The organism is Aquiflexum sp., assembly GCF_041749095.1.
Lineage (GTDB): Bacteria > Bacteroidota > Bacteroidia > Cytophagales > Cyclobacteriaceae > Aquiflexum.
This window is the reverse complement of the sequence record NZ_JBGTCA010000027.1, coordinates 1-13,004: the sequence shown is the minus strand read 5'-3', so window position 1 is coordinate 13,004 and position 13,004 is coordinate 1. Positions and strand designations below refer to the sequence as shown.

Here is a 13,004-nt window from a genome sequence, read left to right as displayed (position 1 = left end):
GAAAAATTTTTACTTTAGCTCCATAAATATATACCCTTATGGTTTTGGTTGCTGATCTGAATTTTTCATTGCCATTTAGCAATCCTGTATTGATTTTTGCAAGCATTCTATTCATCATTCTTTTTGCTCCAATTCTCCTCAATAGGATTAAAATCCCTCAGCTCATCGGGTTGATCATTGCAGGTGCGATAATTGGCCCAAATGGTTTGAATTTATTGGAAAGAGACAGTAGTGTGGTTCTGTTTGGCACTGTTGGCCTGCTTTATATTATGTTTTTAGCAGGTCTTGAAATCGATATGGCAGATTTTAAAAAGAACAAAAACAAGAGCATTGTTTTTGGACTTCTTACATTTTCCATTCCAATGACATTGGGTATTTTCTCGGGGATATATGTGTTGGGATTTACAGTGATAACATCCGTCCTATTGGCAAGTATGTTCGCTTCTCATACACTGATAGCTTATCCAATCCTGAGTAAAATGGGAGTAGTGAAAAACAAAGCTGTCAATATCACTGTAGGCGGTACAGTTATTACTGATACATTGGCCCTATTGGTTTTGGCGGTCATCGTTGCCATGTCCTCAGGGGAACTGACCAATGACTTCTGGATCAGGATGGGTATTTCCATTTTGATTTTTGCTTTAATAGTCATATTTGGTTTCCCTATTTTGGGACGATGGTTCTTTAAAAGGAACGATGATAATATTTCCCAGTATATTTTTGTTTTGGCAATGGTGTTTTTGGGTGCGTTTTTAGCGGAAGCAGCAGGCATTGAAGCTATCATTGGGGCATTTCTTGCAGGATTGGCATTGAACAAATTGATCCCTCTTACTTCTCCTTTGATGAATAGGATCGAATTTGTGGGCAATGCACTGTTCATCCCCTTCTTTTTGATTGGGGTCGGGATGTTGATAGATTTCAGGGTTTTCTTTTCTGATATTGAAACCATATTCGTGGCCGCCATCATGACCTTGGTCGCCACCATATCCAAATTTCTGGCTGCTTGGATTACCCAAAAAACCTTTAAGTTTTCAGCCGCCCAAAGGGATGTGATTTTTGGTTTGAGCAACGCACAGGCAGCAGCTACTTTAGCCGCTATTTTGGTGGGGTATAATGTCATTTTGGGAGTGAACGAAGCCGGAGAACCGATTCGGTTATTGGGTGAAAGTATTTTGAACGGTACTATTTTAATGATTTTGGTCACCTGCACTATTGCATCCTTTGTTGCACAAAGAGGAGCGGCAAAATTAGTGTTGGAAGAAAATGAAGAACCTGATGAAGGTGAAAAAGAAATATCCGGGGAAAGGATACTTATTCCCATTAATTACCCGGATAATATTGATGAATTGATACATCTTGGAGTGACCATCAAAGCCCAGTCGGCAAAAAACAGTTTGCTTGCATTGAATATTGTCCCTTCGGATTCTGAGGATGAAACCAAAGAAAAGTATGCAAAAAAACTATTGAAGAAAGCAAGTATCAGTGCAGCTGCAACTGACAATATTCTAACGGAATTAATCAGGTATGATTCTAATGTGGTCCATGGCATTACTAATGTCATCAAGGAAAATAAGGTTTCGGATATAATTTTGGGACTGCATAAAAAACAGGAAATTTCTGATTCTTTTCTTGGGGATTTGACAGAGGGTATTCTAAGGCGAAGTAATGTGACTGCTTTGATTTATCAGTCCAATCAACCACTGAATACAATAAACAGGTATATTATAGTGATTCCTAGAAATGCCGAAAAGGAAATGGGATTTGCTTTTTGGTTGTTGAGGGTTTGGAATATAGGCAGAAATACAGGGGCCAAATTGGTGTTTTATGGTTCCAATGATACTTTGAAATATATCCAGCAAGTGCAGTTGAAATTCAGCTTGGAGGCTGAATTCATTGATTTTGAAGACTGGGATGATTTTCTAATTATTTCAAGGGATTTGAAGGCGGATGATGCTTTGGTTGTGATCATGAGTAGAACCAATGGCGTGTCTTTTGATCTGACAATGGACAAACTTCCAAAGTACCTCAACAAATATTTCAACAAAAACAACTATATCCTTTTATACCCAATGCAATTTGATTTTGATGGAAAAGGATTTACTAAATATGGTGGTACTTCTCTATTGAATCCATTACTGGAAGGGGTCAATAACCTGGAGAATTTTGGAGAAACTGTGGGAAGGTTGTTCAAAAAGAAATAAAAAAAACCGCGAAAGATAGAAGTGGCCTTGCCTCTTTTTTCTCCCGCGGAAAAATATATTTTTACAATGGATTAATTATCCTCTCCTCTGAGCTTGATAATGGATCCTTCCAATAATGGACTTATCCTAACCTGACAGGCTAATCTGCTGGTAGGGAAGTATTCCGGGAGATTTTCCAACTGATCCAGTTCTGCATCTGTTGCTTCTCCCAATTCACCTATTCCTTCCATGATTTGCACATGACAGGTTGCACAAAGTGCCATACCACCACATGTCGCCAAGACCGGATATTCTGATGCTTTTAATATTTCCATAAGGCTTAATCCCATGTCATCAGGAGCTTCGATTTCCTGCCGGTTGCCTTCGTGATCTTCTACAGTGAATGTTACCATGCCTCAAAAATAGTATTAAAATGAATTAACACCGTTAACCGTAGTATATTTAAAGCTTAATTTTTGATCAGGGTAAACATATTTGAAGGCAGCATGCATCATTATGGCAGCTTCATGGAATCCGCAGAGTATAAGTTTTAATTTTCCCGGATAGGTATTGATATCCCCGATGGCAAATATGCGGTCCACTCCCGTGGAATAGTCCCGGGTATCTACTTCAATGGCATTTCTGTCAATGTTCAGACCCCAATCGGCGATTGGGCCCAACTTCGGACTAAGACCAAAGAGAGGAATAAGATAATCAGTATCAATAGTGAATTCTTCTTTGCTTTTGCCTTCCAATTTCACACTTTTAAGACTGCCGTTTCCACCCAGTTCCTTTAGATTGGCTGAAAGGATAAGGTCTATTTTTCCATTATTGGCCAGGTCATAAACTTTTGCAGCGGAATCAGGTGCTCCTCTGAAGGTTTCATTCCTGTGGACCAAAGTTACCCTTTCGGCTACATTGGAGAGGTATATGGCCCAGTCCAGTGCTGAATCACCGCCACCAGCCAACATAACTTTTTTGTCCCTGAAAGTTTCAGGGTTTTTGACCATATAGGTCACTCCCTTTCCTTCAAAATGATCCAGGTTTTCAAGTGCCGGCTTTCTTGGTTCAAACACTCCCAATCCTCCTGCAATTACGATAACTTGGGCATGGACTTTTGTTTTGTCATTGGTAGTGATGACATAAGATCCGTCCTCCTGCTTGGCCAAGTGGTCAACTCTCTCCCCTAATGAAAAAGTAGGTTTGAAAGGTTTGATTTGGTCCATTAGGTTGTTCACAAGATCCTGTGCTTTGATTTCCGGATAGCCGGGAATATCATAAATGGGCTTCTGAGGATAAATCTCCGAGAGTTGTCCTCCGACCTGAGGTAAGTAATCAATCAGATGACAGCGCATCTTTAATAATCCGGCTTCAAAAACCGCAAACAAACCAACAGGTCCTGCTCCAATGATACAAATGTCCGTAGTGATCATGATATTTATGTTTATTGTTTAACCAATACCCGGTTTAAATGTTCGTACAAATATAATTAGTATAACAAGTAATTAATGAATTTAATAGACAAACTATTCAAGGTTGTTATAAATGGTATTCAAAATTCTCTTAAACTCCTCAAAATCCGACTTCCCGAGATTTTCCCAAGCTTTTTCCCTTATAGAGGCTATTTGGGGCTTCAATTCATTGACCTTGGATTGCCCCTGATCTGTCAGGACCAATTGAAAACTCCTTCTGTCCAATGGATGTGGAACCCTTTCCACATAACCTTTTTTTGCCAATATGTCTATTATTCTTGTCAGTGTTGGTTGATCTTTGAAAACCAATTGTGCCAGCTCAGCCTGACTTAGAAGCTCGTTTTCAGAGAGATTTTTCATGATAAGCCACTGATCCACAGTTATGTCAAATTCACCCAATTTGAATTTTTGTTGGGCATATTGTTTGACCCGTCTTGCGGTGCGATCCAATAGAAATGAATATTTACTGAATTGTTCTTGTGTCATACCAATAATTAGCACAACAAATATACGGAGTAAATTAAAATAAAAAACAGTAACCTACAAAAATTATAGGGTTTGTGAGTATTTAATGTTGAACATTAATTTGCCGCAACTCCTTCTTTTCTATAGATAAGGTTGCCTTCTTGGTCCCATTCTGCTCTTATAAAAGGTCTAAAATTTTTTGTAAATGGGATTTCCTGGTATTGAATTTCTCTTTTTCGGATAATTTTGTTGTTTTTGGTATTCCAATATTCTGTCCAAAGACCCACTTTTTCCCCAAAATGATATTCACCTGTTACTGCGATCTGTCCGTTTTCATGAAAATGGAAAAAATTGCCTTCCATCAGATCATATTCAACAGGTGTCAGTTTTTCTATTTTCTTTTGTTCCCTGTTATAATAAGTCACTTTTGAATCTTTTGGCCAACCTTCCGAATAATGTGATTTATCTAATAATACTGTTTTGGTATCAAAAGTTAGCCATGTGCCATGCTTGGTGCCAAAAAAGAAATTGCCTTTTTCTACAACTACATCTCCCACTTCCCTGACATAAGGCCCATGCAGCAAAAAGCCCCTTGAAAAATCAAATTCCTTTGACCTGATCACTTTTTCTCTGGTATCAAACCAATGAATATCCCTGATGTAAGGATCAAACTCTCTGTTCTGTGTGGTGAAATTGAAGATTTGGTACTGGGTCTGATCTCTTATGGTTTGCTTGGTGTAGCCTTTTTTGGTCTTTTCCCCAAAATAGATGTTCTTTTTGGCTTTTTTCTTTTTTTCTTTTTTCTTGTCGGATTTTGTATAATCATCAAACAGAAGAATAGGGGCAGTGGTAGGCAATAAATTGTCAGCCATAACTCCTGTTGAATCAGGATCGACCAAATCAGCTTTTTCGTCTTTCTGCGAAAAAGCGGAATGTGCTACTGCCATTAAAAATAAAGGAAGAAGATGTTTTGAATTCATATTTCCATAAACGAATCAAGATGCGCTATATTTTATCCCAAAAATATAGATTCTAAATCAATTCATCAGCTTATGGTAGAATTAATCACAGTTATCCGTATTTTTGGCGGAATTAAAAAAACAACCATAATAATGAATTCTATTCTATCCGACAGGATCAACCAAATGGAGGAATCGGCTACCTTGGCTATGGCCAAAAAAGCCCGGGAACTGAAAGCCCAAGGTATAGATATCATCAGTCTGAGCCTTGGAGAGCCTGATTTCAAAACCCCAAAACATATTCAGGAAGCGGCAAAGGCATCTATTGATGAGGGCAAATATTTTGCTTATCCTCCTGTGGCTGGCTATCAGGACCTCAGGGAAGCAATCGCCAAAAAGCTCAGAAATGACAACCATATTTCTGAGGCTAAAGCTGAAAATATTGTTGTTTCTACCGGCGCAAAGCATTCTATTGCCAATGTATTTATGTGCATGGTCAATGAAGGTGATGAAGTCATTATTTTTTCACCTTATTGGGTCAGTTATGCTGAAATCATCAAATTAGCAGGCGGTATACCGATATTGATAGAAGGAAATCTAGAGAATAATTTCAAAGCAACCGCTTCTCAGTTGGAAGAGGCATTGACCGATAAAACCAAAGCAATTATCTATTCCTCTCCTTGCAATCCTTCAGGATCGGTATTCAGCAAAGAGGAGTTGGAAGCAATAGCAGCAGTAGTGAAGAAGAGGGAAAATCTTTTTGTAATTGCGGATGAAATATATGAGCTGATCAATTTTACCGGAAAGCACGCAAGCATAGCATCTTTTCCAGGAATGTTTGAAAAAACCATTACAGTCAATGGATTCTCTAAAGGATATGCCATGACCGGATGGAGGGTTGGGTATATATGTGCACCGCTGTTCATTGCCAAAGCTTGTGAGAAAATGCAGGGCCAATTTACTTCAGGAGGTACAGGTATTGCCCAAAGAGCGGCCTTGGCAGCAATTGTAGGTGACCAAAATCCTTCCAAAAAAATGGAGGAGGCCTATTTAAAAAGAAGAGATTTGGTATTGGGACTGTTGAGGGATATTCCCGGAATCAAAACTCATGTACCTGAAGGCGCATTTTATTTCTTTCCGGATGTAACTGCTTTCTTCGGAAAATCTACGGAAGGTTACACTGTCAACAACGCTGATGATATCTGCCTGTACCTTTTGGAAAAGGCAAATGTATCTTTGGTGACAGGGGAGGCTTTCGGAGCGCATGATTGTGTCAGGCTGTCCTATGCGGCGTCTGAAGAGGATTTGAAAGAGGCATTGAAAAGAATGAAAACTGCTCTTGCAAAATTGAAATAATTCTCCTCGGTAAGCGGAAGTATGACTCCTAACCGAAAATCCGGATAGTCGGTAAACATTTAGCTAAAATGAAACCCCGGGCCTTGTGCCGGGGTTTTTTTATGCTTTGGAAAAAACTAAATTTGACTTCAATTTGATACATATATGTCTAAAGTTTTTGTAATTACACCTGTCAAAAATGCAGTGGATAGCACACTTGAATGTGCCAATGCAATTGCAGGATCCAACTATTCATTGAAACACACCATTTTCAATGACTTCAGTACCGAGGAGACTAAATCCAAGTTACAAACAGAGGCCGACTCAATCGGGTATCAATTGGTTAATCTGGAAGAAATCACCGATACTCCTTCACCGAATTACAAGTTGGTACTTCAAATGGCACAAAAAGAAGCCTTGAGCAATGGTATACCCATGTTGGTGGTGGAGTCTGATGTAATTATCAAAGAAAATACAATTTTTGAGATGATGGCTTTTCTGGAAGAGTTTCCAAAGTCGGGACTTATTGGGGCCATTACCGTTGATGAGAATGACAATGTGAATTTTCCCTACCTGAAATTCAAGTCGATGACCAAAAATGTAATTAAGACCGATAGAAGTTTGAGTTTTTGCTGTACACTGTTTTCACCTGGATTTTTAAAAGCTTTTGATTTTATGGAATTGGATGATACCAAAGATTGGTATGATACATTTATTTCTAAAAAGTCCTTGGAATTGGGTTTTGATAATTATGTGTTGATGAAAACCAGAGTGCTTCATCGGCCCCATGGAAGCAGACCATGGAAGCAATTAAAATATACGAATCCATTTAAATACTATTTTTTGAAATTCTGGAAAGGGATGGATAAAATATAAATATTCAAATTTATTCATATACCAAAAAAAGCATTCTATAATTTGCAATATACTTATAGAGTAAATTTTAAAATATAAATATTCAATGAAAAAATTATTTTAACCCCCTTTGTTGGTAATTAAAAATATTTGACATTTGAAATCCTCTTTTTAATGGAATTTATTGGAAACCTGAGGCCAAAAAGACTAATAGGACTAATAAAATAATTAATTAATTTTCAATCTATTATGTTTTAAGTAGCTTCTAAAGTAGGAAACTCAGATAGAGTCATTTCATTTTTTTCTATTTATTTTTTTTCAGATGCTAAATAGATTTATTAGCTGTTTTCAACTGAATTTACACCTCTCATTAAATAGTTTATAAATTTTTTGTTATTTAATCAAAAAATACCGTGAACAGGGTATTGCAATTTTAATTTAAAGTTTGTTATATTTGTTCTGGGTGATTAAGCAACTTTTTCTGCTAAAGACTTTTGCAAAATAAATGAATGGAGATTATTTAGATAATCATTTTTACTGATCTCCATTCAAATTTAAATAATCCGCAAGGTGTGCGGATTTTTTTATGTTATTTGTTGTAATCTTTTAGAAGCATTTAACATGGATAAGTTTCCTACAGGAATAATGGATGTAGTTGGGCATAAAGTTGTTTTTATTTGTATAGTTTTATCGGTCACAATGCTTTTTTTTAATAATGAAGCTGTTGCCCAACATGATACACTGTATTATGTTAATTATCCAAAAATGCTTACTTCGAGAATTTATATTTCCCGAAAATACACATCCTTAAATGTTTCCGATAAATTAGAAGATACCAGATTTAGGTTTGAACCTAATAGCACGCACAACCTTGGAATTGGAGCTACTTATAACGATTTCACCTTGAACCTTGCCTATGGATTTGGATTTATGAATCGAAATGATGAGAGAGGAGAAACAAAATTTTTGGATTTACAGGCACACATGTATCCAAGGAAACTGGTCATTGATCTTTTTGCCCAAATCTATAATGGGTATTATCTGCAGAAAATAGATGGTGAGAATGTTTCACATGAAGACATTATGCTACTGCCGGATTTGCAGGTCAGGAAGTTTGGGGCTAATTTTCAGTACCTGTTTAATGGGGATAAGGTATCGCTTAAAGCTGCTTTTCATCAAGGTGCCCGACAAAAAAAATCTGCAGGGAGTTTTTTGGCCGGGGTTGAATTTTATGGAGGTTGGGCGACAAATGAGGGGATGCTAATTCCTGCACCAATTCAACCAAATGTTAATGGAAGGAAAGAATTCCAGAATCTGGGATTTTTCCAGATGGGCCCCAATGTTGGTTATGTTCATACATTTGTGTTTTGGAAGTATTTTTTTATTACCGGAATGGCATCAACCAATCTTGCTATAGGGCAGTCTTACTTGGATTATTCAGGAGAAAGGATGACAAATTTGGGTGTTTCCCCCAATCTGTTAGTGAGAGGGTTTGCAGGATACAACGGCCTCCGTTGGTCTGTAAATGCCAATTATGTTCATAATCGGGTGAGGATGGCTCAAGTCAACGATTTTTCGAATGCAATCATGACGGGCAATTACAGGATGAATTTGGTTTATAGATTTGATATCGGACCAAAGCTCAGGCCCATTCTGGAATATGTAAACCTGGAACGATATTTCCCTAAAGGATTAAAACAGAAAAAAGAAAATTAAGCAAAGGCCTGATGAATTTTATTTAGTTTTGTTCCCAATCGTAAAGCATTAAAACCAAAGTAGCATGTCAGAATTATATGGTGTGAAATTACAAAATCTCGAAATTCAATCTGAAAATTTAGGAACATCAACAGGGAGTCATTGGATAGATTCTGGAATGGAATATATCAGTTCTTTTTCTCCTGCAGATGGGGAATTGATCGGAAAGGTACAGGTTACAAATAGGGAAAGTTATGAAAGAGTAGTTTCGAAAGCCCAAGAAGCTTATAAAACATGGAGAAATTTGCCTGCCCCTCAGCGGGGAGAAATCATCAGACAAATAGGAAATGCACTGCGTGAGGTCAAAGCTGAACTCGGGAAATTGGTTTCCTACGAAATGGGTAAATCCTATCAGGAAGGTCTTGGAGAAGTTCAGGAAATGATAGATATCTGTGATTTCGCGGTTGGATTGTCCAGACAGTTGTATGGCTTGACCATGCATTCTGAGCGTCCAGAACATAGGATGTATGAACAGTGGCATCCAATTGGGATTGTGGGGATCATTTCAGCATTTAATTTCCCTGTGGCAGTTTGGTCATGGAACAGCATGATAGCATGGGTATGCGGTGATGTCTGCATTTGGAAACCTTCTGAGAAAGCGCCAATATCAGGGATTGCCTGTCAGCATATTGCAGCAAAGGTATTTAAAGAAAATGGATTGCCTGAAGGGATATCTTCTCTGATTGTTGGAGATTATAAGGTTGGGGAATATATGACAAAGGACAAAAGGGTTCCCCTGATTTCCGCAACAGGTTCAACCCGGATGGGTAAAATCGTAGGTCAGGCAGTAGCTGAGAGACTTGGCAGGTCACTGTTGGAGTTAGGTGGAAACAATGCCATCATCATCACCGAAAATGCAGATCTTGAAATTGCTATCCGTGGAGCATTGTTTGGTGCGGTTGGGACCGCAGGTCAAAGATGTACCACAACACGAAGGTTGATTATACACGAGTCAATTTATGAAACCATAAAAGAGAGATTGGCTTCCGCATATTCCAAATTGGTGATTGGAAACCCTTTGAATGAAAAAAACCATGTGGGACCATTGATCGATAAAATGGCAGTGGAGATGTATGAAAAGGCGATAAAAAAAGCCATGGCAGAAGGAGGGAAGGAAGTTGTAGCCGGTGGAGTACTTTCAGGTGAAGGATATGAGTCCGGATGTTATGTTAAACCATGTATCATAGAAGCTGAAAACCATTTCAAGATGGTGCAGGAAGAAACATTTGCTCCTATCCTTTATATCATGAAGTATAAATCTTTGGACGAGGCAATTGCCATGCACAATGGCGTTCCGCAAGGTTTGTCATCAGCCATCATGACTTTGAACATGAGGGAGGCAGAAACATTTTTGTCCGCGTCAGGTTCTGATTGTGGTATCGCCAATGTCAATATCGGAACTTCAGGGGCAGAGATTGGAGGGGCATTTGGTGGTGAAAAAGAAACAGGTGGAGGACGTGAATCGGGTTCCGATTCCTGGAAAGCATATATGCGCCGTCAGACCAATACCATTAATTATAGTACTACTTTGCCTTTGGCACAGGGGATAAAGTTTGATATTTAAAGAAAGAATGGGCCTTAGAAAAAAAGCCCATTCTTTTCTTTAAAATATTATCTCCATAATGAATAAATAGTATTCATTTTCAGTTGCTTAAATTCTGTGATGCTTTTTTTTAAATATAAAATTTGTACCAGATAAAATTAAATCTACCTTTGCAATCCATTTGAAAAGCAAATGAATTTATTTGGATGATTTAGAGCATTCTTTAAAATAGATTGGGAGTTTATCCCGATAGCTATCGGGATGGTTCAGAGGATTCAGTTAAAAAGATTGGGAGTTTAGCTCAGTTGGTTCAGAGCATCTGCCTTACAAGCAGAGGGTCGGGGGTTCGAATCCCTCAACTCCCACATTATCATCGGTAGGGTTGCGGATTTGAATTGTAGAAATAGGGATTAATAACATTTTGGGAGTTTATCCCGATAGCTATCGGGATGGTTCAGAGCATTCCGATTACCATCGGAAGGGTTGGTGGATCGAATTGTAGAAATAGGGATTAATAACATTTTGGGAGTTTAGCTCAGTTGGTTCAGAGCATCTGCCTTACAAGCAGAGGGTCGGGGGTTCGAATCCCTCAACTCCCACGACAAGTCACTTTAAGAGGCTTTTTTTGTTGATGGCATGTTACTTTTACATATTATACTCAAAGTCAAAGGATAAATTTTATCTTGGACATAGCTGTGATGAATTGAAGGAAAGAGTCCGTCGGCATAACACCAACCACAAAGGTTTTACCGGTAAAACAAACGATTGGGAATTGGTATATTTCGAGGAATTCAGTTCAAAAGAGGAAGCCTATAGCCGAGAGCGAAAAGTCAAATCCTGGAAGAGTAAGTCGAAAATACTCAGTCTTATCAACACTTAGATTTTTGGTTCAGAGCATTCCGATCTTAATCGGAAGGGTCGAGGGTTCGAATCCCTCAACTCCCACAAAACTTCAAAAAGAGGTTTTTTTTATGACCTGTCATCTCTATATCCTCCATTCAAAAAAGCTTGATAAATTCTATATAGGTCATACCAGTGACCTGATTGAAGAAAGGTTACGCAAACACAATTCGAATCACAAAGGATTCACGGGACATGCTCCTTATTGGATTTTGGTTTACAAAGAAGAATTAAGGACAAGGAATCGGCATATGCGAGGGAAAGGCAACTGAAATCATGGAAGAGCAAAAAGAAAATCTTTGAATTGATTAATCAAAAATAACCCATTGGATTTCAAAGCATTCCGATCTTAATCGGAAGGGTCGGGGGTTCGAATCCCTCAACTCCCACAGCAAGTCTCTTCATGAGACTTTTTTTGTTTATGGCATTTCACTTTTACATATTACACTCAAAAACAAGATAAAGCCTAATGAAAACGAAAAAATTCATCATAATCCATCCAGAGACCACTGAACAGGAAAATGAACTGAAGGCTTTTGCCAAAGCGCTCAAAATGAAGTTTGAAGTGGCTATGGAATATGATCCTGAGTTTGTTGCTGAAATTGATGAAAGCAGGGAACAGTACAAAAAGGGTGAATTTATAAGCGTTAATAAAAAGAATATAAAAAGTTATTTGGGACTGAAATGACTTATCGCTAAGATTTTACCAAACGAGCTCAGGAACATATCCAAAAGTTGTGGTCAGTGAAGACTCTGACCACGGCAGCTAGAAAGCTTCAATTAAACATCTTGATTTTAAAGATCTTGCAAATTCACCATAAACCCCGCCTTAAACCACCTCCCCGGCATCTGTACAAACCCGGCTTCGATGTACTCTGCATTTGTGATATTGGAAGCCTCTAGAAATAGTCCGAATTTTTTTAAGCGATTGTAGTCCAGTCTTGCATCTAAAAGGAAATAGGGATCCAGTGCAAGTCTTTCAAGATATCTGCCTTTAATTGTCAATTCAGCTTTTTTGAAAAACTCGGCATTAATCCCTCCTATAAACTGGTTTTTGAGGGAATTCAGGGCAAATCTGGATTCCACACCTTCGGTTTGTACCAGATCAGCATTGATATAATTGTAGCTGAATGAAATGTCCTTGATCTTAACATTTGCCAAGCCCAATTTTACCAAGTATTGAAAGGATGTTTCCAATCCATTGAAGGTTACCTGGCTGATATTTCCTGGTGTCCAGAGATTTGGATTGGGCTGTACTGTACTTGGTGCACGGGTATAATCTATGAGATTTTCGGTAAATCGATAGAAATAAACGATTTCAGCCCTCAGCCTTGATTTATTCAGTTTCCAACCAACCTCGAAGTTTCTGGCTTCTTCGGGGAGTAGATTGGGATTGCTTGTATTACTGGCATCCTGATAATATAACTCTGTGTAGGAAGGGATTCTGAAGCTATTGCCAAAATTACTATAAAGCCTTGAGGTTTCATTGACTTGGTATCCAATCTCCGCACCCGGAAAATGTCTCCATCCATATTCACTG

At 38.3% G+C, this 13,004-nt stretch carries 13 protein-coding genes and 2 tRNA genes; 10 read left to right on the top strand and 5 right to left on the bottom strand.

The features are described from left to right. The first annotated feature begins 38 nt into the window (after nt 1-38). Nucleotides 39-2,201, top strand: coding sequence for a cation:proton antiporter (locus tag ACEW8O_RS01905; RefSeq protein ID WP_373492931.1), 2,163 nt, complete (start codon nt 39-41; stop codon nt 2,199-2,201). A 71-nt stretch (nt 2,202-2,272) separates the two neighbouring features. Here ACEW8O_RS01905 and ACEW8O_RS01900 read toward each other — a convergent pair whose 3' ends face one another. The 4 genes from ACEW8O_RS01900 to ACEW8O_RS01885 form a co-directional block, all read right to left on the bottom strand. Continuing rightward, a complete protein-coding gene (locus ACEW8O_RS01900; protein ID WP_373492930.1) occupies nt 2,273-2,593 on the bottom strand; it encodes a 2Fe-2S iron-sulfur cluster-binding protein in 321 nt (106 codons plus the stop codon). Between the two features lie 15 nt (nt 2,594-2,608). Next, nucleotides 2,609-3,613 (bottom strand): NAD(P)/FAD-dependent oxidoreductase, encoded by a 1,005-nt coding sequence (locus tag ACEW8O_RS01895; RefSeq protein WP_373492929.1) that lies wholly within the window; start codon nt 3,611-3,613, stop codon nt 2,609-2,611. A 93-nt stretch (nt 3,614-3,706) separates the two neighbouring features. Next, nucleotides 3,707-4,138 (bottom strand): MarR family winged helix-turn-helix transcriptional regulator, encoded by a 432-nt coding sequence (locus ACEW8O_RS01890; protein ID WP_373492928.1) that lies wholly within the window; start codon nt 4,136-4,138, stop codon nt 3,707-3,709. A gap of 95 nt (nt 4,139-4,233) precedes the next feature. Next, the gene (locus ACEW8O_RS01885; RefSeq protein WP_373492927.1) at nt 4,234-5,097 is read right to left on the bottom strand and encodes a toxin-antitoxin system YwqK family antitoxin; all 864 of its coding nucleotides are present in this window, start codon (nt 5,095-5,097) and stop codon (nt 4,234-4,236) included. Nucleotides 5,098-5,229: 132 nt separating this feature from the next. Here ACEW8O_RS01885 and ACEW8O_RS01880 point away from each other — a divergent pair, with 132 nt between their 5' ends. The 9 genes from ACEW8O_RS01880 to ACEW8O_RS01840 all read left to right on the top strand — a co-directional run bounded on the left by ACEW8O_RS01880 (nt 5,230) and on the right by ACEW8O_RS01840 (nt 12,152). Next, entirely contained in the window at nt 5,230-6,432 is a 1,203-nt protein-coding gene (locus ACEW8O_RS01880; protein ID WP_373492926.1) for a pyridoxal phosphate-dependent aminotransferase, read from the top strand. A gap of 144 nt (nt 6,433-6,576) precedes the next feature. Continuing rightward, the gene (locus ACEW8O_RS01875; protein ID WP_373492925.1) at nt 6,577-7,287 is read left to right on the top strand and encodes a glycosyltransferase; all 711 of its coding nucleotides are present in this window, start codon (nt 6,577-6,579) and stop codon (nt 7,285-7,287) included. A 600-nt stretch (nt 7,288-7,887) separates the two neighbouring features. Then, the gene (locus tag ACEW8O_RS01870; RefSeq protein ID WP_373492924.1) at nt 7,888-8,982 is read left to right on the top strand and encodes a DUF4421 domain-containing protein; all 1,095 of its coding nucleotides are present in this window, start codon (nt 7,888-7,890) and stop codon (nt 8,980-8,982) included. Nucleotides 8,983-9,046: 64 nt separating this feature from the next. After that, entirely contained in the window at nt 9,047-10,585 is a 1,539-nt protein-coding gene (locus tag ACEW8O_RS01865; RefSeq protein WP_373492923.1) for an aldehyde dehydrogenase family protein, read from the top strand. A 269-nt stretch (nt 10,586-10,854) separates the two neighbouring features. Then, nucleotides 10,855-10,929, top strand: a tRNA-Val gene (locus ACEW8O_RS01860). 159 nt (nt 10,930-11,088) lie between these two features. Continuing rightward, a tRNA-Val gene (locus tag ACEW8O_RS01855) sits at nt 11,089-11,163 on the top strand. A gap of 32 nt (nt 11,164-11,195) precedes the next feature. Continuing rightward, a complete protein-coding gene (locus ACEW8O_RS01850; protein WP_373492922.1) occupies nt 11,196-11,444 on the top strand; it encodes a GIY-YIG nuclease family protein in 249 nt (82 codons plus the stop codon). 91 nt (nt 11,445-11,535) lie between these two features. Beyond that, nucleotides 11,536-11,736, top strand: coding sequence for a GIY-YIG nuclease family protein (locus ACEW8O_RS01845; protein WP_373492921.1), 201 nt, complete (start codon nt 11,536-11,538; stop codon nt 11,734-11,736). Nucleotides 11,737-11,933: 197 nt separating this feature from the next. Continuing rightward, nucleotides 11,934-12,152: a DUF2683 family protein gene (locus ACEW8O_RS01840; RefSeq protein ID WP_373492920.1), complete on the top strand. Its 219-nt coding sequence runs from the start codon at nt 11,934-11,936 to the stop codon at nt 12,150-12,152. Nucleotides 12,153-12,259: 107 nt separating this feature from the next. Here the strand turns inward: ACEW8O_RS01840 and ACEW8O_RS01835 are convergent. Further along, nucleotides 12,260-13,004 (bottom strand): TonB-dependent receptor domain-containing protein (locus tag ACEW8O_RS01835; RefSeq protein ID WP_373492919.1); only part of this gene is annotated, 745 nt, incomplete at its 5' end.